Origin of the sequence: Streptomyces oceani, from assembly GCF_001751245.1 — a bacterium.
GTDB lineage: Bacteria > Actinomycetota > Actinomycetes > Streptomycetales > Streptomycetaceae > Streptomyces > Streptomyces oceani.
Map to the genome: position 1 here is coordinate 271,238 of NZ_LJGU01000114.1, position 22,325 is coordinate 293,562.

The following is a 22,325-nucleotide window of genomic DNA, read 5'->3' on the forward strand; positions in this document are numbered from 1 at the left end:
GGCACTCTGTCTTCCTGTGCGCGGACGCGTCAGCTCGCCGACCCCCTTGCAGCACATAGGGGCAGGGGGTATACAGGCAGGCGCTCGACACACAAGCCCCGGGAGCACGCCGCGCGCCGGTCACGGATACGCATACTCCCGGGGGGTAAGGTCCGCCGCGGTGGAGTCGACGGAAGGAGGTGTGGCGTGGGCGCCTTCGGCCCCCTGGCGATCCTCGCCGGCGTGACACTCATCGGCAGCGCGATCATCGTGGGGCTCTCCCGGCTGGCAACCGTGGGTCCCCCCGCCGACGGGTGTCTTCCGCACCTGGGCGGACTGCCACCCGCCGAACACGCTCTCTCCAGGTTTCACGTGCGCTGGTACACGGTGACCATGGTCTTCCTGGCCTTCGACATGGAAATGATCTTCATGTATCCGTGGACCCTCGTCGTGCCCGTGATGGGCACGTCCTCGGTGGTGGAGATGTTCCTCTTCCTCGCCATCCTGCTGTCCGGCGTCGTCTACGCCTGGCGCGAGGGGGCCCTGCGATGGACCTGACGCGAGCGCTTCTGCGGTACGCCGCTCACGCACCGCACGTGCTCCTCGTACCGGTACCGGGCGCCGCCGGTCTACGCATGGAGGTGGAGCACGCCGTCGCCTCCCGCCGCTGGCGCGAGGCGACGGGCCCGGCGGACACGGACGTACTGATCGTGGTAGGACGACCGGGCCACGAGATGCGAGCGGTCATCGCCGAGGTCTGGCGACGCGTCCCGGCGCCCCGGCTGCGTATCGATCTCGACCCGCACGCCCGGCCGGCGGACGTCAGTCGACGGTTGGACCAGGTGCCCGACCTCCTCGCGGACCCCCAGCGCGGGCACCGCGAGGCTGAGTCGGCCGCCACGCGCCACGAGGAGACCACTGCCGCCGGCGACGGGAACGTCGAGGACGGGGACCACAACGCTCGTTCCGGACACTCCGAGCACCAAGCCGAAGACCCCGGGGCCGGGCACACTGAGCACGCTGGCCACCACGGTCACGAACAGCCCCACGGCCCGGCCGAGCACGGGGAACACGGCGACACTGGACACACCGAGCTCGCCGAACAGGCGGGGCATACCGAGCATACCGGGCACGATCACCACGCCCACCACCACGTGGCCATGCCGTTGCCGGGCGGCTTGGCCATGGCGGACGTGGCCGAGGACCGGGACGGCCTGGCGCTGGACGTGCTGAACCTCCCGCTCGGGCCGGTGCTGCCAGACTGGCCCGCCGGACTGGTCCTCGACGTCGTGCTGCAGGGCGACGTGATCAGTTCGGCCGAGGCCCGCGTCCTCGACGCCCCCCGAGCGACACGGGAGGACACCGCGGGCGGCGGCGTCGTACGGGATCTCGACGTGGTGGCCCGGGTGCTCTCGGTGGCGGGCTGGCCCGGTCCAGCCGCCCGCGCACGGTCCCTGCGTGAGCGGGTACGGGCCGGCGCGCCCCGGGAGGAGGTCGCGGGTGAGTTGACCGCGCTGGCCCGTCGGGTACGCCGCTCGCGGACGCTGCGTCTGATGCTGGTCGGCCTTGGCCGCACGCAGCGGACGGACGTAGCGGACCTCTTACGGCGACACCTGTCCCGCATCGAGGCGTACGCCGGCGGCCAGCCGACCGAGGCGTCGGACGAGCCGGCCGGGCTGGCCGTACGGGACCTGGGGAGCCGGCTGGCGGGGGCGGAACTGGCCGCGGCCCGGCTGCTGGTCGCGGCCCTCGACCCGCGGGTGCCGGATACGGCCGAGGCGGGCCGCACCGAGGGGGTGGGGCGGTGACCTCAGCGACGCCGTTCCTGTTGCCGGTGCTGCTGGTGGCCGGTGTGTGGTTCGTCGCCGTGCTCGACGGCGCGCTGGCCGACCGGGCCGCCGGGTACGGGAGCGGTGCGCGGCGGGCCCTGAGCCGTACGGGGCGGGAGGCGGCGCGTCTGCTGGTCGCGCAGCGCCGTACCACGCTGGCCGCCGACGGGCTGCTGCGCTGGGCGGGCGTCCTCGCGCTGATCGTGGCGGCCGTCCTGGCGGCCGGCGTGGTCCCACTGGGCTGGGAGGCGCCCGCGGACCTGTCGGTCGGGGTCGTCTGGTTCAACGCGATGGAGGTCGTGGCGTGGGCGGCGGTGTGGCTGGTGGGCTGGGGGCCCAACAGCGCGCTGTCGCTGACGGGCGGCTACCGGTTCGTCGCCCAGGGGCTCTCCTACGAGCTGCCGCACATGTTCGCGATCATCACCGCCGCGCTGGGGGCTGGCAGCCTGCGGATGAGCGACATCGTCGACGCTCAGGCGGACGTGTGGTTCGCGGTCTGGATGCCGGCGGCGTTCGCCGCGTACCTCCTCAGCGCCACGGCGATGGCGTTCTGGGGGCCGTTCGACGCGCCGGTCGGCCGAGACGTCGCCGGGGGTGCGGCGGGCGAGCTGTCCGGGGTCGACCGGCTGCTGTTCGAGGGCGGACGTCGGCTGCTGCTGGTGGCCGCCGCTGCCGTGGCGGTGCCGCTGTTCCTCGGCGGCGGGCACGGTCCGTGGCTGCCGGCCTGGGCGTGGGTGCTGGTCAAGACCCTCGCGGTGTTGGCGCTGCTGGTCTGGGTGCGGCACCGCCTTCCGGTGCTCCGGATGGACCGCTGGTCGGAGGTGTCCTGGATCGTACTGCTGCCGCTGACCATGCTGCAGGCCCTGGCCGTCGCCCTGGTCGTCCTCGCCCGGGGAGGTGGTGGACAGTGACGCTCGCGCTCTTCACGGCCCTGGCACTGCTGGCGATCGCCAGCGGCGTGCTGGTCTTCGTCGTCGACTCCATGGCCCGGGCGACGTTCGCGCTACTGGTCTCGTTCCTCGCCGTCGCGGCCATGGTCCTCCTGACGGACCTGCTCTACCTGGGCGCCGTCATCATCCTCATGATGATCATCGAGATGGTCGTGATGGCGGTGTTCATGATCATGTACATGATGAATCCAGCAGGACTGATGCCGATGTCCATGTTCCACAACACCCGTGGGGCGGCGGTCATCTGCGGGCTGCTGTTCGCCGGGCTGAGCGCCGGGATCTTCCTGGCGGACTGGCCGGAGCGGCGCGGCACACGGCCGGAGGACCCGACGCTGGAGCTGGGCACGGCCCTGATGGAGGGTCACATGCTGACGATGATGACCCTCGGCGTGACCCTGTTCTCCACCATCGTCGCCACGGTGGTGCTGGCCACCGGGCGGGGCCGCTACGACCGGCTCGGCGACCGGCTGGACGCCGGGCACCCCGACGACCCGGCGGGCGGGGGCGTGGGCCGATGATCCTCGAGGCGTTCCTGGTGGTGGCGGCGGCCCTGTTCACGATCGGCCTGTTCGGCGCGCTCACCCAGCAGTCAATCGTGATGCTGATGATGGGCCTGGAGCTGATGATCAACGGGATCATCCTGGCCACGGCGGCGTACTGGTACTTCCTCGCCCCCGCGGCGGCCGACGGGCAGGTGATCGTGGTCGCGGTCGTGACCGCGATGGCGATCGAGATGGCGATGGGCTTCGCCGTCGTCACCGCGATCTATCGGGCGAAGCGCATCGACATGACCGACTCGGCCACCGAACTGGAGGGCTGAGCGATGCTGATCCCGCTGCTCCTCGGTTTGCCCCTGTTCTCCGGGACCATGCTGCTGTTGGGCCGTCCCGCGCGTGGAGCGGTCGTGGCCGGCACGCTGGCAGCCGCGGGAACGCTCGGTGTCGCCGTCGCGGCCGCCGTCGAACGTCCGGTGGACCGGGTGCCGCTGCTGGCCGGGATCCCGGCCGGCTTCGCCGTCGACGGGCTGTCCGGGGTGCTGGTCATCCTGGTCCCGGCCGTGCTGCTGGCCTCCCTTCTCGTCTCGGCGGCCGAGCCGGACCTTCGTACCGGGCGGTTCCACGCGCTGATGCTGATCTTCGCCGGGGCGATGCTCGCCACGGTCACCTCCACCACGCTGCCGCCGCTGCTGATGGCCTGGGAGGTGATGGGCGCGACGAGTTGGGCGCTGATCAGCTACCAGCTCGACGACCCCCGAGCGGCCCGTGCCGGAACGGTCGCCTTCCTGACCACCCGCACCGCCGACCTCGGTCTGTACGTGGCGGGCGGCGCGGTCCTCGCCGGCAGTGCCGGAACCATGGCGCTGGCCGACGTGGCCACGCTGGACGGGGGCTGGCTGCACGTCGCGATCGGCGGGATCGTCCTGGCCACGTTGGGCAAGTCGGCGCAACTGCCCTTCAGTTTCTGGCTGTCGGGGGCGATGCGGGGCCCCAGCCCCGTCTCCGCGCTGCTGCACTCGGCGACGATGGTCGCCGCGGGCGGCTATCTGCTGCTGCGCCTGGCCCCGGCGCTGGACGCCGCCGGATGGGCCGCGCCGCTCGTGGCCTGGGTCGGAGTGGCCACCGCGCTGCTGATGGGCCTGGTCGCCGTCGTCCAGGACGACCTCAAGCAGTTGCTCGCCGCCTCGACCTGCGCGCAGATCGGGTTCATCGTGCTGGCCGCCGGGACCGCGGGCACCCAGGCCGGGCTGCTGCATATGGTGGCGCACGCCGCCGCGAAGAGCGTGCTGTTCCTCGTCGCGGGCCTCTGGCTGGCTGCTCTGGGGAGCCGGAGCCTCAGCGGCGGCCTGCGCGGAGCGGCCCGCCGGCACCCGATCGTCGGTACGGCCTTCACGGCCGCGGCCCTGAGCCTGGCGGGGCTGGCGCCCCTGAGTCTCTGGGTCTCCAAGGACGCCGTGCTCGCCGCGGCCGCCACCACCTCGTCCGGGCTGTACGTGGCCGGGCTCGTGGCCGCGCTGGTCGCCGCGCTCTACAGCGGACGCGCCCTGTGGCACGTATGGCAGCCCGCCCCCACGACGGGTACGGCGGGCCCGACACGACTGGCCCGGTCGGCCACAGCGGTCAACGTCGTGCTCGCCGTAGCCGCGATGGGCGCGGGTCTGTTGGCCCTCGGGCCCGAGCCGCTGCGGCCCCAACCCCCGCCGCACGCCGGGGAACTCGTCGTCTCCGCCGCCCTCGCACTGGCCGGGGTCCTGCTCGCGTGGCGCTACGCCGACCGGATGCCGGATCCGGCAGCGCTGGAGGGATGGCTGCGGCTGGAACCGGCGGCCCGACGCTGGGTGGCCCGACCGGTGCTCCGGCTGGCCGCGCTGCTCGCCCGCTTCGACGAGCGGGGCCTGGCGAGGGTGCCGGAGCGGACCGGGCGGGCGGCGCTCGCGCTCGCCCGTCGTACCGACGGCGTCGGGGAGCGGGCCCTGGACCGGGCCGTCGGCGGTGTCACCGGGGGTGCCCAAGCGCTGGGGCGGGCCGCCCGCCGTCCGCAGACCGGGCGGTTGCACCAGTACTACGCCCAGGCGTCCGTGGTATTCGCCCTGTTGGGCGCCTTGGCCGTTCTCCTGATCGCGGTGAGGTGACCGATGCTGTCGCTGATCGTCTTCCTGCCCGCGCTGGTGGCGGCGGCGCTGTCCGTACTGCCCGCGCGCCTGGGGCCCTCGGTGTTCACCGGAGCGTGGACGGCTACCGGGCTGGTGCAACTCGCCCTGGTCGGCGCCGTCTGGGCCGACCTTCCCGCCACCGGCTACGGAGCCGTCGAGCGGCGGGAGTGGATTCCCAGCGCCGGCATCTCGTACCACCTCGGGGTGGACGGGCTGTCCCTGCCGCTGCTCGCCCTGACCGTCGTCCTGTTCACCGCCACCGCCCTCTACTCCTGGCGCCAGTCGGACCGGCCGAAGGACTTCGTGCTGCTCTTCCTCCTCCTGCAGACGGTCAGCGGGGGCCTCTTCGTCTCCCTCGACCTGATCCTGTTCTTCCTCTTCTTCGACCTGTCGATCGTCTTCATGTACTTCGTGATCGCGGGATGGGGTACGGGCGCCCCCGCCCGCGAAGCGGCGCTGACCTTCTTCCTCTACACCTTCCTGGGGTCGCTCGCGCTTCTCGTCGGGTTCATCCTCCTCGCCCTGGCCGCCGACACCCCGACCTTCGACATCCCCACGCTCGCCGCGCGGAACCCCCTCGCCGGCGGCGGCACGTACGCGGCGCTGACGCTGCTGGCCATCGGCGTCGGTCTCGGCGTCAAAACGCCGGTCTTCCCGCTCCACACCTGGCTTCCGCCCGCCCACACCGAAGCGCCCGCGGCGGGGTCGGCGATCCTGGCGGGCATCCTGCTCAAGATGGGCACCTACGGCTTCGTACGGATCGCCATGCCCCTGCTGCCCGCCAGCTGGCGGCAGTTCGCCCTGGCCTTCGTGATCGTCGGCGTGCTCTCGGTGATCTGGGGAGCCCTGGTCGCGTTGGCCCAGGAAGACCTCAAACGCATGATCGCCTACACCTCCGTCAACCACATGGGCTACGTCCTGCTCGGACTCGGCGCCGCCGGCATGGTGAGCGCCGACAGCGAGCACGCCCGCGAACTGGCCACCACCGGCGCGGTGTACCAGATGGTCAGCCACGGCCTGATCACCGCGGCGCTGTTCCTCCTCGCCGGCGCGCTCCACGACCGCGGCCACTCGTACGCCATCAGCGCCTACGGGGGCCTGGCCACCCGCATCCCGCGCTTCGCCGCCCTGTTCGCCGTGGCCGCCTTCGCCTCCCTGGGACTGCCCGGATTCTCCGGCTTCATCGCCGAGTTCCAGATCTTCGCCGGCGCCCTGGACGCCGTACCCCTCTCCACCGTCATCGCCGTGACCGGCGTCCTGCTCACCGCGGCGTTGTTCCTACGAGCCACCAGCCGCATGCTCACCGGCCGGTTCCGGGTCCCGGACACCCCCGGCACGCCCCGCCCGTTTCCCGATCTGCGCGCTCCCGAACTCCTCGCCATCGGCCCACTGTTGCTCCTCGCCACGCTCCTCGGCCTGCTGCCGCGTCTCGTCCTGGACGTGATCGAACCGGCGGCCCGTACGCTCAACGACCTGGTCGCCAGGTAAAGGAAGCCGGAACCGCGCGATGGACACGAGCATGCACAGCGATCCGATCGCCCTCGCCCCCGAGATCGCCCTGCTGATCAGTGCTGTTCTCGGTCTGTTGGTCGGAGCCTGGACGCCCCGCCGGCGGCAGTGGATCGTCCACGCCCTGGCCGCGCTGGCCTGTGTGGCGGGCCTGGCGGCCACCGTGGTGTCCGCGACCCGACCGGACGAGACCGTGTTCGGCACGTACGTGCTGGACACCGCCACCCACGCGACGCGCGCGATCGTGCTCCTCGCCGTGCTCGCGCTGATCGCGCTGTGCCGCGACACCGTCGCAGGGCACAAGCGGGAGACCGAGTTCGTCGTACTGCTGCAACTCGGCGCCCTCGGCGCGATCGCCCTCGCCGGGGCGGGGGACCTGATCATGCTGTTCGCGGCGTTCCTGCTCGCCAGCGTCCCGCTCTACGCCCTGGCCGGCTGGGCGAAGCAGGGGTCGGCGACCGAGGCCGCCCTGAAGTACTACCTCGCCGGAGCCCTCTTAGGAGTCACCACGGCCGCGGGCGTGACCGTCCTGTTCGGCGTGGCGGGTGCCACCGGCTACGGAAGGGTCGCCGAGGGCATCTCCCGAGGACCGGCCGCGGCCGCCGCCGTCGGACTGATCGCGGTCCTGGCCGGGCTGGCCTTCAAGGCCGGTGCCGTGCCCGCCCACTTCTGGGTCCCCGACGTCAGCGACGGCACCCCTCCCCCGGTCGCCGCCGCTCTCACCACGGTGCCGAAGATCGGTGCTCTCGTCGCCCTCCACCGTCTGCTCGGCACCGCGATCCCCCCGGACGTGGTCGACTGGCGGCTCCTCGTCGCCGTCCTGGCGACAGCCAGCATGACGCTGGGAAACCTCGCCGCCTTCGCCCAGTCCTCCGTCCTCCGGCTGCTGGGCTACTCGACCGTCTCCCAGGTCGGCTACCTCCTCATGGCCGTGGCCGTCGCCGGCCAGGCCCCGCTCGCGCGGCCGGCGCTGCTGTTGTACCTCGCCGCCTACGCCCTCACCAACATCGCCGCCTTCGCCGTCGTCGCCAGCACCGACCAGCGCACCCTCGACGCGTACCGGGGACTCTTCAGGCGTGACCCGCTCCTGGCCCTCGCGCTGGCCGTCGCGCTGCTGGGTCTGGTGGGGACGCCGCCTACCGGTGTGTTCGTCGGCAAGTTGGAGGTGTTCACCGCGGCCGTGGACGGCGGACTCGCCTGGCTCGTCGTGGTCGCGGCGGTCAACACGGTCGCGTCGCTCTTCTACTACCTGCGCTGGATCGCCCCCTGCTTCCACCCCGCAGGCTCCGCCGACTCTGACCGGCCTGCTGATGAGGGTGCTCCCCGTACCGCGAACCGATGGGCCCGAGGCGTGGCTCTGACCTCGGCCGCGCTGTCGCTCCTGCTCGGTCTCGCCAGCGGAGTCGTCCTCACGGCCGTCGGCGCGGCCGGGTAGCCACGTCCACCGCGCGAAAGGTTCCGGACTCCGCGTTTCGCGCACCCGGAGCACGGCCGCGACGACGTGCGCGAACGGCGGTGGACAACCATTGATCGCGTCGGCTCCCGTGGGTGGTGATCGCCACGAAGGACCGGCCGAACAGTTCGGTGTCACCCTCGACCGGCTGTGCGCCCTGCCGGAGCGACCGCGTCGAAAGCGGCTTGACGAGGCCATCCTTTCGGGGCGGCTTCGCCAGTGGTTCGGGCCAGCCAGGGCCGGTGCGCTGGCGTCGATCAGCTCACGGTGATCACTCCAGCGACCACCCCGATTCGGCGTCCGTTCTGGAAGCAATGGTGTGATTCCGAAACCTCCCAGGACGCGCGGGCACGCGTACCGGGAGGTTCCACGGCAGGGGACTTCCGCCTACGCTCACCGGAGTTCCAACTCGTCGACGAAGGGCGGAACATGGACGTGCAGCGAGTGGGTACCGGAGCGCACACCGTGCTGGTTCTGCACGGCTGGTTCGGCTCGTCGCGGTCCTGGGGGGCACTACTGCCGCACCTGGATCAGGGGGAGTTCAGCTACGTGTTCCCGGACTACCGCGGCTACGGCGACCGTCGCGGCGAGACCGGACGGTACTCGGTGGCTGAGGCGGCGGGCGACGTACTCACCCTGGTCGACGACCTGGGCGTCGACCGGTTCTCGTTGCTTGGGCACTCCATGGGCGGATCCGTTATGCAGCGGGTGTACGCCGACGCGCCGGACCGGGTGCGGGCGCTCGTCGGCGTGTCGCCGGTGCCGGCGAGCGGCGTGCCGTTCGACGAGCAGAGCTGGCGGTTGTTCGAGGGCGCGGCCGACAGCCCCGGGAACCGGCGCGCGATCATCGACCTCACCACCGGCAACCGGCTCACCGGAACCTGGCTGGACGCGATGGTGCGGCACTCCCTGGAGCACTCGGACCGCGACGCGTTCGCGGCCTACCTGACCGCCTGGGCCCGCACCGACTTCCACACCGAGATCAAGGGCGGCGAGGTGCCGATTCAGGTGATCGCCGGCCGGCACGACCCCGCGTTGGGTGCCGAGACCATGCGAGCGACCTTCGGAGCCTGGTATCCGAGCCTGGAGTTGGAGACCTTCCCCGACGCGGGGCACTACGCCATGGACGAGTCCCCGGTGGCCCTCGCCACCAGTGTCGAGCGCTTCCTCGGCAGGCACTGAGGGGTCTAACCGGCCGCGACACCTAGGGGTTCGGCCCGTACGTGTCCGCGTGGGGTGTTCCGTACGGCGTCTGGTGAGCACCACCGCCACGCACCGCGGGGCCGCCGAGCGAGACATCAGGCTCAGACATTCAATGAAACATGGTGCATATCTGACACTGGTCCCCATGTTGCACCTCAGAGTGGTTTGTGCCTCCTCCGTCAGCGCTTCCGTGTTCGCCTTCCTCGAATCCGAGCCGGGGGTCGCTCACCTCGTGGTCACGCACGGCGTCAGCCGGCGTCCCGTCGGCGATGTCATCGAGGCCGCCGTCGCACGCGAGGTCGCCGAGGACGTCCTGCGCCGGTTGACGGAACTGGGCGTGCCCCGTCAGGGTGCGATGAGCCTGCAGCCGATCGACGCGATGGTCTCCGACACCGCCGACGCGGCGGAGCGTGCCGCGCCAGGGCGTGGCGCCGATGCCGTGATCTGGGAGGAGTTGGTCGCCACCACCGGCGAGGAGAGTCAGCTCAACCCGGTCTTTCTCGGATTCCTGACCATCGCCTGCCTGCTGGCCGCGGTCGGCGTGATCACGGATTCGGCGATCACCCTGGTCGGCGCGATGGTGGTGAGTCCCGACTTCGGCCCGCTGGCGGCGCTCGCGGTGTCCGTCGTCGGCAGGCGGGGACGTCTCGGCGCCCGCGCCGGTCTCGCCCTCTGCGTCGGCTTTCCGCTCGCGATGCTCGTCACCGCTGCTCTCGCGCTACTCGCTCGCGCGGGCGGCATCTTCGAGCCCGGCGACCTGTCCGGGCTCCGCCAGGCGGCGTTCATCTACGAGGTGGGGCCCTACTCGATCGTCCTCGCGCTGCTCGCGGGCGCCGCCGGCATGGTCGCGCTCACCTCGGAGAAGCCGGGTGCGCTGATCGGCGTCTTCATCTCCGTCACCACCGTGCCCGCCGCCGGATTCGCCGCGCTGGCCACGGTCGCTGGTTACTGGAGCCGTTTCGGCGAGGCCGCGATCCAGCTTCTGATCAACCTCGCCGGCGTGGCCCTCGCCGGCACACTCACCCTCCTCGTACGGCGACGGCACATCGTCCCGGGCGCCCACACCGCCACGGACTGGCTGCGGCACGCCCCGAAACGCCACGCGAGGTGACTCGGCGCACGAGGTGACGACTCGTCGGGTCGCCCGGCGCACGGAACAGCCCTTACGATGCCGGCGTGCGCCACGAGGTAACGGAGTCCGACACCGCGGTCGAGCTGGGCAGTGGAGACGTACCGGTGCTGGCCACCCCACGGCTGATCGCGTGGCTGGAGGCGGCCACCCTGCGGCGCGCCGCGCCGTACACCGACGCCGGCCAGACGACCGTGGGAACGGCCGTACGCGTCGAACACCGCCAGCCGACACCTGTCGGCGACAGCGTCGATATCGTCGCCGAAGCGCCGGACGACATCTCCGGCCGCCGCCTCACCTTCACCGTACGAGCGACCGACGCCTCGGGAAAGATCGTCGCGACCGGCGAGATCGACCGGGCGCTCGTACAGCGGGACCGCTTCCTGGCCGCGTTGACCCGCACGTCCAACGACGACTGACGACAGCCGGCCGAGGGCGACGCGAGTCCGCCGGCCGAGCCGCCGCCCGAACCGCATGCTCTTCCGTGGTCAGCGGCCCACCCTGCCGGAGTGCCCGCGGGTCGGCAGCTCGGCGAGGTCCGCTCCGCGCCGCAGCACGTCACGCAGCATGGCGGGCGTGAGGGTACGGGTGGACATGTTGCGCTGGCTCGGGTGGTACCCACCGAGGAGGTGTGCGTACCGGTCGGCTCGGGGGCCTCGGACGGAGGGCTCCGCGCCGTGTCCGAAGGCGGGACGCGGACGGGGGAGCCACCAGCCGGCTTCGGCCAGCACCCGCAGCAGCGCCTGCCAGGCGAACGCGCCGAGCGCCACGAGCGCCCGCGGGCCGGGGGCCAGCAGTTCCAACTCCCGGGCGAGCCAGGGCCGGCAGGTGTCCCGGGCTAGCCAGGTGGGCCGGTTACCGGGAGGCGCGCAGTGCACCGGCACGGTGATCCGCACGCCACACAGTTCCTGCCCGTCGTGACGGTGCGTGGCCGTCGGCCGGGAGGCCAGACCGAGGTCGTGGAGGGCGGAGTACAGCGCGTCGCCGGAGGGGTCGCCGGTGAAGACACGACCGGTGCGGTTGCCGCCGTGAGCGGCCGGGGCGAGCCCGACGATGACCAGTGCCGCGTCCGAGGGGCCGAATCCTTGACCCTGGCGATCTCCTCACGCCAGGCCACCAGACGCGGACAGGCCCGACAGTCGGTCAGCGTCGTGTCCAACTCCCCCACCGTCCGTACGAGGGGAGCGGCCACGGTGGGGAAGTCCGCGGCGTCCGGGGACGCGCTGCGCATGCGACGGTCTCCGTTCCTCCCCGCCCGGCGGCGGGGCTCACGACCGGTCTCCCGCCCTGGTCCTCGATAAAATGGCCGTGTCGGACACAGTCACCGGCGCCCAGTGGCGCCACCCGCCCCCTCGGTCGGGGATGGTCGATCCGTCAGGAGGCACGTCATGTCCCAGCAGATCACCTACCGGCGAGTGTACGAGGAGACCTCCGCCCAGGACGGCAGGCGCGTCCTCGTCGACCGCGTCTGGCCCAGGGGCGTACGCAAGGAGGACGCGCACCTGGACGAGTGGCTGCGCGAGGTCGCGCCGTCCACCGAGCTGCGGAAGTGGTACGGCCACGAGCCCGGCCGCTTCACGGAGTTCCGCCGCCGCTACCTCGCCGAACTGGGCGACACCGAGCACCGGCAGGCCGCCGACCGCCTGCGTGACCTGGCGTCACATGACCGGCTCACCCTGCTGACCGCGTCCAAGGACGTGGACCACAGCCAGGCCGCCGTCCTCGCCGACTGGCTGTCCGGGAGGCGGTGACTCGGTCACGCGACTCCGCGACCGCGCGACCACGGGGCCGGGAACCCCGCCGGTGCGAGAGTACGAACGGTCGGCACGGCGCCGTACCGTAGCTCTCCGGTACGCGGGTCGGCGGCCCCGGCGAGGTCACGCCGGTGACTCGGCCTCGTGGTCCGCCCGGCCTTCGCCGGAGCGACGACGCAGCGCGCTGGGCCACCACACCGGCGGGCCGATGTCCCGCACGAGCGCGGGGACGAGCAGGGAACGGACGACAAGGGTGTCCAGCAGGACACCGAAGGCCACGATGAACGCGATCTGCACCAGGAAGGCGAGCGGGATCACCACCAGCGCGGCGAAGGTCGCGGCGAGCACCACGCCCGCCGAGGTGATCACGCCTCCGGTCGCGGTCAGTCCGGTGAGCACCCCGGTACGGGTGCCGGCACGCAGTGTCTCCTCCCGTACCCGGGTCATCAGGAAGATGTTGTAGTCGACACCGAGCGCGACCAGGAAGACGAAGCCGTACAGCGGCACGGACGGATCGGTGCCCTGGAAGCCGAGAACGTGTCGGAAGACGAGGGCGGAGACGCCGATCGTTGCGACGTAGTTGAGCGCCACGGTGGCGACCAGCAGCACGGGCATCAGCAGCGAACGCAGCAGCAGCGCGAGGACGACCAGGATGGTCGCGAGGACCACCGGTGTGATGACGACACGGTCCCGCTCGGCCGCCCGCTCGGTGTCGTACTGCTGGGCGGTGTAGCCGCCGACCAGTGCCTCAGCGCCCTCGACGGAGTGCAGGGCGTCCCGCAGCCGTTGCACCGTCCGCTGGGCCGCGTCGGTGTCCGCGGCGTCGGCGAGCGTGACGTCCACCAGCACCCGGCCGTCGATCACCTTCGGCTCGCCGCCTCCCGGCCGCCCGGACGCGGCGAGCGGGACGGCCTCGGTGACCCCCTCCGTACGTCCCGCCGTACGGGTCACCTCGCGCGCCACGTCCGCGTCGGCGACCACCACCGCCGGGTTGCCGGCACCAGCCGGGTAGTGCTCGGCCAGCGCTTCCTGAGCGGCGACCGAGGGCGCGTCGCCTACGAAGGTCTCGCTCAACGGCACGCCGTCCGACTTCAGTTGCGGTACGAAGGCGGCACAGACGAGCAGGGCCACCAGGGTGCCGGCCCAGATCCGTCGGGGTGCCCGCTGGATCAGACGGGCCACCCCGGCCCACACGCCGCTACCTCCGGTACGGCCCGCGGTGGCCGGCCCGGGTCGGGCCGGCCAGTAGGCGGCGCGGCCGAGCAGCGCCAGCACGGCGGGCAGAAAGGTCATGGTGGAGATCACCGCACCGGCGATGCCGATGGCCCCCACCGGGCCCAGGGCACGGTTGTTCGCCAGGTCGCTCAACAGCAGCGCCAACAACCCCAGCGCCACGGTGGCGGCACTCGCGACGACCGCGCCCACCGTGCGGCGTACGGCCGTACGCATCGCGGCGAAGCGGTCGGCGTGCCCCTGGGCCGCGAGTTCCTCTCGGAAGCGGGCGGAGAGCAGCAGGGCGTAGTCGGTGGCGGCGCCGATGACGAGGATGGAGAGGATGCCCTGCACCTGGCCGTCCACACGTACGAGGTCGCGCTCCGCCAGGACGTGGACGACCGCGCTGGCCAGCGAGAGGGCCAGGACGGAGCTGATCATGATGACGAGGGGCAGCAACAGGCTGCGGTAGACCAGCAGCAGGATCAGCAGGACGACGCCGAGCGCGACTCCGAGCAGCAGGCCGTCGATGCCGGCGAACGCGTCGGACAGGTCAGCCTGGGTGGCCGCCGGTCCGCCGACGTGTGCCGTACTGCCGGGGACCGCTCCGGCTGCGTCCCGGATGCGCTCGACGGTCGAGTCTGTCTGGTCGCCCTGGTCCGACCGGAGTTGGAGGACGCCGCGCAGTGCCGCCTCGTCATCGGAGCGGATGGCGGGCGAGACTCCGGTCACGGCGGGGGCCTCGGCGAGGGAGCGCAGCACCTCGGTGGACTTCGCGCGCTGCTCGGCGGAGATCGATCCGTCGTCCGCGGTCCAGACCACGATCGCCGGCACGGTCCGGTCCTCCCGGAAGGCTTCCTGCTCCTCCAGGACACGCGTCGATTCGGCGCTCTGCGGCAGGAAGGCGGTCTGGTCGTTGGTGGCGACCTCCCCGAGCTTGCCCGCGTACGGTCCGACCGTCCCACCCAGTCCGAGCCAGGCGACCAGGAGTAGCGCGGGGACGAGCCACCGGATGGCTCGGGGTGGGGAGTGCTGCACGTGTCGTCCTCCGGTGTCGGACGTGAGACGTCGGGGCGAATTAGCTCAATAATTGAGAGACCCTACACTGGCGAAGTGGAGATCCCCTCAGCAGCCCCGCCGCCCGCCCCCGGTGATGACAGCGACGACCGGAGCGGCGGCCAACAGGAGACCGACCTGGCGACCTTCGCGGTACTCCTACGCCGGCTGAACGGCGAGTTCAACCGGATCGCCCAGGAGTTCGCGCAGGCGCAGGGTCTGCACCACACCGACGTACGGGCACTGGTGGCGATTCTCGACGGGGACGAGCAAGGGCGCGCGATGACGCCCGGCCGACTGCGCGAACACCTGAACCTGACGTCCGGGGCCGTCAGCGCCTGCCTGAACCGCCTCGAACGGGGCGGCCACATCCGCCGGGTTCCCGACTCGGCTGACGGTCGGATCGTGCACCTGCACTACGCGCCCGCCGGTCGCGATGTCGCCCGCGCGTACTTCCGCCCGCTCGCCCGCGGCACGGACGCCGCCCGACAGCGGTTCACCGAGCGGGAACTGCGCACCGTCGCCCGCTTTCTCAACCTGCTGGGGGACGAATTGGCCGCACCGCGCGATTCGCGGTAGCGACACCGGCTTCCGGGGGACGCCGCCGGCGCATGCGCCTACTGCCCCTCGAGACCGCCCCAGAAGCGCGCGACGATGTTGTCCAGATAGCGCCGGCTTTCCTCGCTGGCGCTCGCGTTGCCGCCGGTCCAACCGAGAGTGGCGGCCAGAAACGTCTGGTATTCCTGGTGCATTGTGCGCAAAGTGTCTTTCAGGTCCCGGCGCTCCATGGACACGAGTTTCGCGATGGGACGGATGTGCGCCTGCCACCGGGTGGAGACCGCTTCGGTCAGCAGACGCGCGAGTTCTTCCTCGAGGCCGGCGATAGCGACGAAGTCGCTGGGCGGGAGGTTGAAGAGGGTACGGAGTTCGTCCGACTGCCGTTTGTCACCGGTCCATTGGCCGGTTTCCTCCATGCGCAGATACGTCTCCAGCGGGATGCCGGTGACCCGAGCCACGTCCTCGGCGGCCATCGCGCGGGCCAACCGGTGCTCGAGCAAGGTGGTGGGGTGGCCCATGAGTTCGCCGGGGGTGCACCACAGTGCGCCAGCCAGGGCGGTGAGTTCGTTGACCGTAGGCTGGGCGACCCCCCGCTCCCATGCCGCGATGTGACCGGGGGTGATGTGTGGCATCCCGTAGGAAGCACGCATGCCGTAGGCGACATGGTCAGGAGCCATCCCGAGTTTCTCGCGCAGGGTTCTGGCAGCGCGCGCGTTGAAGGGAATCGGTGAGGGCACGAGCGCAGAGTACGGAGTTACCCAAGGAAACTACATGGGTTCCTGTCGCCTGCACCCCATTTTGGCCGGATAGGTCGGCGGAAGTTTCGTAGGAACCGCCAGGGGAGCGCGAAGCCGTCACCTAACCGGTATCGGAGCACAATTGCGGGTTGCAGTAAGCCGCGTATGATCCGCTCGCGGGACACCGTATGTGTGTTCGCACAATTGCCCAGTGGGGCGCTCCCGACGGCACCGTCTTGCTCTTCACACAACCTGTAGGCCCAGGAGACGTGCAATATGCAAACCAGTACGACAAGCCCGGCCGACGCGCCACCCCGCCCGACCGGCGGCCCGCTCGACCGGTTCTTTCGCATCACCGAACGCGGATCGACATACGGCCGGGAGATACGCGGCGGTCTCGCCACGTTCTTCACCATGGGGTACATCCTCGTCCTGAATCCGATCATCCTCGGTGGCACCGAGGACAAGTTCGGTGAGACGCTGGACGGAACCCAGCTGGCCACGGCCACGGCGGTGGTCGCCGCGGTGATGACGATCATCATGGGCGTAGGTGGCAATCTGCCCCTCGCCCTGGCTGCCGGACTGGGCATCAACGCGATCGTGGCGTTCCAGGTCGCTCCCCTGATGAGCTGGGACGACGCGATGGGGCTGATCGTCTTCGAGGGCGTGGTGATCACCGTCCTGGTGGCGACCGGCCTACGTGAAGCGATCATGCACGCCATCCCGCAACCACTCAAGCAGGCCATCGGTGTCGGGATCGGCATGTTCATCGCGTTCATCGGGTTCGTGGACGCCGGGTTCGTCACCCGGGTCCCGGACGAGGCCAACTCGACGATCCCGGTTCAGCTCGGGACGGGCACCCTCACCGGCTGGCCCATGCTGGTCTTCTGCCTCGGTGTGCTGCTCACCATCGTCCTCGTCGCCCGCAAGGTGAAGGGCGCGATCCTCATCAGCATCGTCCTGATGACCATCGTCGCGATCGTCATCAACGAGCTGGCCGACGTCCAGAACTGGGGTGTGACCTCACCGTCCCTGCCGGACAACCCCGTCGCCTCCCCCGACTTCGGGCTACTGGGCGAGTTCGACGTGTTCGGAGCCTTTGGGCAGGTCAGCGTCCTGACCGCGGTGCTCCTCATCTTCACCCTCCTGCTCTCCGACTTCTTCGACACCATGGGCACGGTCGTCGGCGTCACCTCCGAGGCCGGACTCATCAACGAACGCGGCGAGGTTCCCAACCTCGGTCGTGTCCTCCTCATCGACGGCACGGCGGCCATCGCCGGCGGCGCCGCCTCCTCGTCGTCCGCGACCACCTACGTGGAGTCCGCCGCCGGTGTCGGCGAGGGCGCGCGTACCGGCCTGTCCAGCATCGTCTGCGGCTCGCTGTTCGGGCTCGCCCTCTTCCTCACCCCCGTACTGACCATCGTGCCGCTGCAGGCCGCGTCCCCCGCCCTCGTCGCGGTCGGCTTCATGATGATGACCCAGGTCAAGGACATCGACTGGGAGCGCTACGAGCTCGCCATCCCCGCCTTCCTGACCATCGCCGTCATGCCGTTCACCTACTCCATCACCAACGGGATCGGCGCGGGCTTCATCTCCTACGTGCTCATCAAGTCCTGCCTGGGCAAGGCTCGGGAGGTCCACTGGCTGCTCTGGGGAACCGCGGCGCTGTTCCTGGTCTACTTCGGGATCGACCCGGTGGAACAGCTTCTCGGCACCGAGTAGGTCGTGTCGTCTGGGCCTTCGTGCTCAGTGAGCGGGGTCCGAGGCGTACGGTGAACGACGACGGCGCGGCAGGAGTGCGTACGTACCAAACGGTCGCCACCGAAGCGATTCCCGCGGAGATCCGACGACACGCCCCGGCACCACCGTCACCGCTGGGGTGGCCCGGCAGCCACACCGCCGCGGCCACCCCAGCGGTCATGACCGACCACCGTGACCAGGGACGCCGGTCACGAGAGCGCAGGCTGACAGAGCGGGCACCATACGGTGCCGCGCCCGGCGACCCGGGCATGCTCCAGCCGATGCCCGCAGCGTGGGCACTCCCCCGCCGGATCGTCCCGGTGTCCGGTTATCCAGTTGCCTCTCGGCGGGACACGGCCCGCGCGGATCGCCGGGCCCAGGGTGCCGTGCAGGGCCGCGTACAGTCGACGGTGGTCCTCGTCGGACAGCAGAGCGACGGAGCGCCGCGGATCGAGGCGGGACCGCCAGAGGACCTCGTCGGCGAGGAGATTGCCGAGTCCGGCCAGGACGGTCTGGTCCATCAGCGCCGACTTGACGCCCGCCCGGCTTCCACGCAGCGCCGCGCGCACCTCCGCGCGACCCGCGGACGCCGCGTCCGGCCCCTGGGAGCGCAGCCACTCCGTCTCCTCCTTCTCACCGAGCAGCCACAGGCCCCTGAGCTTGCGCTGGTCCCGGTACCGGAGCCGGCGTCCGCCGCCCAGGACGAACACCACCCGGTCGTGCGGGTGTTCCGGGTCCTCGTCGGTATCGCAGACCAGTTGGCCGGTCATCCCGAAGTGCAGCAGCACGGTGGGGCCTCCGGTCCGCGCGAGCAACAACTTGCCGTGCCGCACCGGCTCCGTGAACCGTCTCCCCTCCAGCGCGCGGCTGAACCGGCGGGGGCTCATGTCGTGCAGGACGCCCCCGTCGCGTACGTCGACCCGCCGGATGGACCGTCTCCGACCACACGAGTCCAGTACGCGGCGGAACTCCTCGACATCCGGCAACTCGGGCACCACCGACGGGTACCAGGCCCGGCCGCTCCCAAACCCGGGCGGAGGCGTCGGGGGCACGATCCTCCAGCGACGTCCTCAGGTGAACGGGCTCTCGTCGAGGTGTTCCAGCAGCTCCGCGCAGTCCTCGTAGACGGCGGCGGCACCCGCTTCCTCGAGCTTCCCTCGTGCCACGCCACCCGACAGTACGGCGACGCACGGCACCCGCGCGTTATTGGCCGCCCGGACGTCCCAGACGGTGTCCCCGATGAAGACCGAGCCCGCCGCAGCGGCGTCGACCAGCGCGAGCGCCCTGGTGACGGTGTCCGGAGCGGGTTTCCCGGCCTGGACGTCGTCGGCACTCGCGGTGGCGGCGATTGCCTCGTCCGCGGCGATGGCCTGTCGCAGTGCCGCCAGTTCCCGCCCACTGGCGGAGGTCGCGAGGACCACCTGCCAGTGCCGGCCCGCCAGTTCGCACACCAACTCACGCGCGCCCGGCAGTGGTGGCAGGCGCGCGTGGTAGCTGCCGTACAGGGTCTTGTGCGCGGCGCTGATCGCCGCGTCCTGCCGGGTGTCCCGCTCCTCCCCGAGCAGCCTCGCGATGAGGTCCTGGCCGCTGAGGCCGACCGAGGCGTGGATCGCGTGCATGGGCACGCGGTGCCCAGCCTGCCGGAACGCCTCCCACCAGGCCGTGGTGTGCAGGTAGTTTGTGTCGACGAGCGTGCCGTCCACGTCCATCACCGCCGCGTGCCGCATGCGTACGCCGTCCTCTCCCACGGAAGGCGCGCGGGGCGCTCGGCATCCCGGCCGAGTGACCCACGCGCCCGGGACTCAGTCCGCCGACAGTGCCTCCACCAACTGCCCCGTGCTGGCGTGCGGCAGCGACCGGGCCACGTCCGCCACCGCGACCATGCCCACCAGCTGGTCTCCGTCGATGACGGGCAGTCGCCGCACCTCGTGCTGGGTCATCGTGGCCAGGACTTCCTCGGTGTCGTCGTCCGCGCCGATGGTCACGGCCTGGTCCTGGCTGAGGCTCCCGGCGGGGAACGAGTCGACGTCCCTCCCCGGCGCGAGGACCTTGACCACGACATCCCGGTCCGTGACCACGCCCTTGATCTTGTTGTCCTTCCCGCAGACGGGCAGCGCGCCCACGCCCAGGTCAGCCATCAGTCGTACGGCGTCTCCGACGGTCTGATCACTCTGTACGCAGTCAGCGCCGCCGCTCATCACCTCGCGTGCGGTGGTCATCGGGACCTCTCCCTTCTGCTTTCCGTGTGTGGCGCGACCTCGGCCCGCGCGCCACACGACTCGTGGTCACGGAACCCCGCGGCCACGTGAGGACACGCTGCGGACCGCCTTCGTTCACGCCGGTCAGTCGCTCGGTTCGGGACGTTCGCCCTTGGGCCCCCGGGCCCGGTCGCTCTCCGGCCCGGCCGGACGCCACTGCGGGTCCTGCTCCAGTTCCTGCTTGGCCTCTTCGTTCGCCTCCTGGCCGGATTCTCCGAGGTCGTTCTTGGCCGCCTTGCGGCGACGAGCCCGCTGGATGTCGTAGCTCTTGCTCCCCGGTTTCGGCATGACGATCACCTCGCCGCCCGGCTTCCCAGGGCCTCCGGGGGTGAAACGAGACACGGGCGCTCACCCCGCCGGGCCCGCCCGTCGACGCTTCGCACCGCGCCGAACCCCACGGCGTACGCTCCCGTCATGAGCACCGACGAGAGCGCGGACGGTGGTCCGTTGATCGCCGTCCTCAGCGGCGCCGGGGTCTCCACCGACTCGGGCATCCCCGACTACCGCGGACCACGGGGCCTGTGGCGGCGGGACCCGGAGGCGGAGAAGCTGGTGACCTACGACCACTACATGTCCGACCCGGAGATCCGTCGACGTTCCTGGATCATGCGTCGGGACAATCCGGCCCGGCAGGCCCAGCCGAACGCGGCGCACCGGGCGCTGGTCGACCTGGAACGCTCCGGCGTCCCGCTACGGGTGATCACTCAGAACGTCGACGGGCTGCACCAGCTCGCCGGTCTCTCCGACCGCGAGGTGCTGGAGCTGCACGGCAACTCCCGCATGGTGGTGTGCACGGGCTGCGCGGACCGTACGAGCATGACGGCGGCGCTGGACCGGCTCGCGGCCGGCGAGGAGGACCCGGACTGCGCGGAGTGCGGCGGCGTCCTGAAGTCGGCGACGGTCATGTTCGGGCAGTCCCTGGAGCCCGAGGTGCTGGGCGAGGCGGTGGCGATCACCAAGGCGTGTGACGTCTTCCTCGCCGTCGGGACCAGCCTGCAGGTGCAGCCCGCCGCCTCCCTGGCGGGGCTGGCCGTCGAGCACGGCGCGCGGCTGATCATCGTCAACGGCGAGCCGACACCGTACGACGCACTGGCCGAGCGCGTCGTACGGGCGCCGATCAGCACGGCGCTGCCCCAGATGCTGGCGGAGTTCCAGCGGCACGACGGAGCTCGCTGAGCGAACCGCCGGCCGCGTGACCGGCCGCTCGTCAGCGGTCCCGCAGCGCCGGGATCACCTCGCGCGCGTAGGCGTCGATGGTCTGTTCCTTGGCGTCGTGCATCGCGTACACAGCGAACTGGTCGACGCCGAGGTCCCGCAGCGTGCGCAGCTTCTCGAGATGCGCCTCGACCGGCCCGAGCAGACAGAAGCGGTCCACGATCCCGTCCGGCACGAAGGCGGTGTCCGGATTGTCGACCCGGCCGTGGTGCGCGTAGTCGTAGCCCTGCCGATCAGCGATGTAATCCGTGAGCTCGTCCGGCACCAGGGCGCTCTCGGTGCCGTACCGGGCCACCAGGTCCGCGACGTGGTTTCCGACCATGCCGCCGAACCACCGGCACTGCTCCCGTGCGTGCGCCAGTTCGCCCGGCGTGTCCGCGCCGACGTACGCCGGGGCCGCGACGCAGATCGTGACCGCGTCCGGGTCGCGTCCCGCCTCGGACGCGGCCGTCCGCACGGCCTTGACCATCCACTCGGTCAGGTACGGGTCGGCCAGTTGCAGGATGAAGCCGTCCGCTTCCCGCCCGGCCATGGCGAGCGCCTTCGGGCCGTACGCCGCCATCCACACCGGCAGTTGGCCGTCCCGCACCCAGGGCAGCCGTACCGGGGTGCCGTCGATCTCGGCCTCCCGACCCTCGGCGAGATCCCGGATCACCCCCATGGCCTCGCTGAGCCGTGCCAGGGTGTTCGGTCGCCGGCCGGCCACCCGCATCGCGGAGTCGCCGCGGCCGATGCCGCAGACGGTGCGGTTGCCGTACATCTCGTTGAGCGTGGCGAAGGTGGAGGCGGTGACCTCCCAGGCGCGGGTGCCCGGGTTGGTCACCATGGGTCCGACGATCAGTCGCTCGGTGTGCTCCAGGACACGGCTGTGGATGACGTACGGCTCCTGCCACAGAACCGCCGAGTCGAAGGTCCAGCCGTAGCGGAAGCCGCCCCGCTCGGCCCGCCGCATCAGTTCCACGGTGGTCGAGCCTGGCGGGTCGGTCTGCAGGACGAGCCCGAAGTCCATGGCGATCAGGGGTCCCTTCTGTCCGTTCTGTCCGTACGTACGGTCGAGCGGCCGGCATCCGACAGCCGGCGGCCGGCGGCCGGC

Annotated in this window: 22 protein-coding genes and 1 pseudogene; 15 read left to right on the plus strand and 8 right to left on the minus strand. The window is 71.3% G+C overall.

The window, feature by feature from the left end; genetic code table 11:
* The first annotated feature begins 186 nt into the window (after nt 1-186).
* The 11 genes from AN216_RS08505 to AN216_RS08555 all read left to right on the plus strand — a co-directional run bounded on the left by AN216_RS08505 (nt 187) and on the right by AN216_RS08555 (nt 11,121).
* Nucleotides 187-537, plus strand: coding sequence for an NADH-quinone oxidoreductase subunit A (locus AN216_RS08505; RefSeq protein ID WP_070195983.1), 351 nt, complete (start codon nt 187-189; stop codon nt 535-537).
* Nucleotides 528-1,787 carry a hypothetical protein gene (locus tag AN216_RS08510; protein ID WP_070195984.1) on the plus strand — a complete coding sequence of 420 codons (1,260 nt, stop codon included), beginning with the start codon at nt 528-530 and terminating at the stop codon, nt 1,785-1,787. Before AN216_RS08505 ends, AN216_RS08510 begins: the two co-directional genes overlap by 10 nt.
* A complete protein-coding gene (locus AN216_RS08515) occupies nt 1,784-2,719 on the plus strand; it encodes a complex I subunit 1 family protein (RefSeq protein WP_070195985.1) in 936 nt (311 codons plus the stop codon). Before AN216_RS08510 ends, AN216_RS08515 begins: the two co-directional genes overlap by 4 nt.
* Entirely contained in the window at nt 2,716-3,276 is a 561-nt protein-coding gene (locus AN216_RS08520) for an NADH-quinone oxidoreductase subunit J (protein ID WP_070195986.1), read from the plus strand. The genes AN216_RS08515 and AN216_RS08520 overlap by 4 nt, the downstream gene beginning before the upstream one ends.
* Nucleotides 3,273-3,578: an NADH-quinone oxidoreductase subunit NuoK gene (gene nuoK / locus AN216_RS08525; RefSeq protein WP_070195987.1), complete on the plus strand. Its 306-nt coding sequence runs from the start codon at nt 3,273-3,275 to the stop codon at nt 3,576-3,578. The genes AN216_RS08520 and nuoK overlap by 4 nt, the downstream gene beginning before the upstream one ends.
* Before the next feature lie 3 nt (nt 3,579-3,581).
* Nucleotides 3,582-5,387 carry an NADH-quinone oxidoreductase subunit 5 family protein gene (locus AN216_RS08530; protein WP_070195988.1) on the plus strand — a complete coding sequence of 602 codons (1,806 nt, stop codon included), beginning with the start codon at nt 3,582-3,584 and terminating at the stop codon, nt 5,385-5,387.
* A gap of 3 nt (nt 5,388-5,390) precedes the next feature.
* Nucleotides 5,391-6,896, plus strand: coding sequence for a complex I subunit 4 family protein (locus AN216_RS08535; protein ID WP_070195989.1), 1,506 nt, complete (start codon nt 5,391-5,393; stop codon nt 6,894-6,896).
* A 19-nt stretch (nt 6,897-6,915) separates the two neighbouring features.
* Nucleotides 6,916-8,352 carry an NADH-quinone oxidoreductase subunit N gene (locus tag AN216_RS08540; RefSeq protein WP_070195990.1) on the plus strand — a complete coding sequence of 479 codons (1,437 nt, stop codon included), beginning with the start codon at nt 6,916-6,918 and terminating at the stop codon, nt 8,350-8,352.
* 447 nt (nt 8,353-8,799) lie between these two features.
* Nucleotides 8,800-9,552 carry an alpha/beta fold hydrolase gene (locus AN216_RS08545; protein ID WP_070195991.1) on the plus strand — a complete coding sequence of 251 codons (753 nt, stop codon included), beginning with the start codon at nt 8,800-8,802 and terminating at the stop codon, nt 9,550-9,552.
* Nucleotides 9,553-9,718: 166 nt separating this feature from the next.
* Entirely contained in the window at nt 9,719-10,684 is a 966-nt protein-coding gene (locus tag AN216_RS08550) for a DUF389 domain-containing protein (RefSeq protein WP_070195992.1), read from the plus strand.
* A 65-nt stretch (nt 10,685-10,749) separates the two neighbouring features.
* Nucleotides 10,750-11,121: a thioesterase family protein gene (locus tag AN216_RS08555; protein WP_070195993.1), complete on the plus strand. Its 372-nt coding sequence runs from the start codon at nt 10,750-10,752 to the stop codon at nt 11,119-11,121.
* 69 nt (nt 11,122-11,190) lie between these two features.
* On the opposite strand, the pseudogene AN216_RS08560 reads toward AN216_RS08555, so the two are convergent.
* Nucleotides 11,191-11,933: pseudogene (locus AN216_RS08560) on the minus strand (uracil-DNA glycosylase).
* A 157-nt stretch (nt 11,934-12,090) separates the two neighbouring features.
* On the opposite strand from AN216_RS08560, the gene AN216_RS08565 reads away from it, so the two are divergent.
* The gene (locus tag AN216_RS08565; RefSeq protein ID WP_070195994.1) at nt 12,091-12,453 is read left to right on the plus strand and encodes a DUF488 domain-containing protein; all 363 of its coding nucleotides are present in this window, start codon (nt 12,091-12,093) and stop codon (nt 12,451-12,453) included.
* 126 nt (nt 12,454-12,579) lie between these two features.
* Here the strand turns inward: AN216_RS08565 and AN216_RS08570 are convergent, their stop codons facing one another.
* On the minus strand, nt 12,580-14,706 hold the full coding sequence (locus AN216_RS08570) for an MMPL family transporter (RefSeq protein ID WP_070195995.1): 2,127 nt from the start codon (nt 14,704-14,706) through the stop codon (nt 12,580-12,582).
* Nucleotides 14,707-14,862: 156 nt separating this feature from the next.
* On the opposite strand from AN216_RS08570, the gene AN216_RS08575 reads away from it, so the two are divergent.
* Complete coding sequence (locus AN216_RS08575; RefSeq protein ID WP_070196122.1) at nt 14,863-15,303, plus strand: MarR family winged helix-turn-helix transcriptional regulator; 441 nt, start codon at nt 14,863-14,865, stop codon at nt 15,301-15,303.
* Between the two features lie 38 nt (nt 15,304-15,341).
* Here AN216_RS08575 and AN216_RS08580 read toward each other — a convergent pair whose 3' ends face one another.
* Nucleotides 15,342-16,019, minus strand: a complete 678-nt coding sequence (locus AN216_RS08580; RefSeq protein WP_107401924.1) for a helix-turn-helix domain-containing protein — start codon at nt 16,017-16,019, stop codon at nt 15,342-15,344.
* 276 nt (nt 16,020-16,295) lie between these two features.
* Between AN216_RS08580 and AN216_RS08585 the strand changes: the two genes are divergently transcribed.
* On the plus strand, nt 16,296-17,741 hold the full coding sequence (locus AN216_RS08585; protein ID WP_070195997.1) for an NCS2 family permease: 1,446 nt from the start codon (nt 16,296-16,298) through the stop codon (nt 17,739-17,741).
* Between the two features lie 227 nt (nt 17,742-17,968).
* On the opposite strand, the gene AN216_RS08590 is transcribed toward AN216_RS08585, so the two are convergent.
* The 4 genes from AN216_RS08590 to AN216_RS08605 all read right to left on the minus strand — a co-directional run bounded on the left by AN216_RS08590 (nt 17,969) and on the right by AN216_RS08605 (nt 20,305).
* Complete coding sequence (locus AN216_RS08590; RefSeq protein WP_070196123.1) at nt 17,969-18,754, minus strand: Fpg/Nei family DNA glycosylase; 786 nt, start codon at nt 18,752-18,754, stop codon at nt 17,969-17,971.
* A gap of 75 nt (nt 18,755-18,829) precedes the next feature.
* Nucleotides 18,830-19,486 carry an HAD family hydrolase gene (locus tag AN216_RS08595; RefSeq protein ID WP_070195998.1) on the minus strand — a complete coding sequence of 219 codons (657 nt, stop codon included), beginning with the start codon at nt 19,484-19,486 and terminating at the stop codon, nt 18,830-18,832.
* Between the two features lie 75 nt (nt 19,487-19,561).
* Nucleotides 19,562-19,978, minus strand: coding sequence for a CBS domain-containing protein (locus tag AN216_RS08600; RefSeq protein ID WP_070195999.1), 417 nt, complete (start codon nt 19,976-19,978; stop codon nt 19,562-19,564).
* A 123-nt stretch (nt 19,979-20,101) separates the two neighbouring features.
* Complete coding sequence (locus tag AN216_RS08605) at nt 20,102-20,305, minus strand: hypothetical protein (protein ID WP_070196124.1); 204 nt, start codon at nt 20,303-20,305, stop codon at nt 20,102-20,104.
* Between the two features lie 126 nt (nt 20,306-20,431).
* Here AN216_RS08605 and AN216_RS08610 point away from each other — a divergent pair, with 126 nt between their 5' ends.
* Nucleotides 20,432-21,193, plus strand: a complete 762-nt coding sequence (locus AN216_RS08610) for an SIR2 family NAD-dependent protein deacylase (RefSeq protein WP_070196000.1) — start codon at nt 20,432-20,434, stop codon at nt 21,191-21,193.
* A 31-nt stretch (nt 21,194-21,224) separates the two neighbouring features.
* Here AN216_RS08610 and AN216_RS08615 read toward each other — a convergent pair whose 3' ends face one another.
* Nucleotides 21,225-22,241, minus strand: a complete 1,017-nt coding sequence (locus AN216_RS08615) for a TIGR03842 family LLM class F420-dependent oxidoreductase (protein ID WP_070196001.1) — start codon at nt 22,239-22,241, stop codon at nt 21,225-21,227.
* Nucleotides 22,242-22,325: the final 84 nt, after the last annotated feature.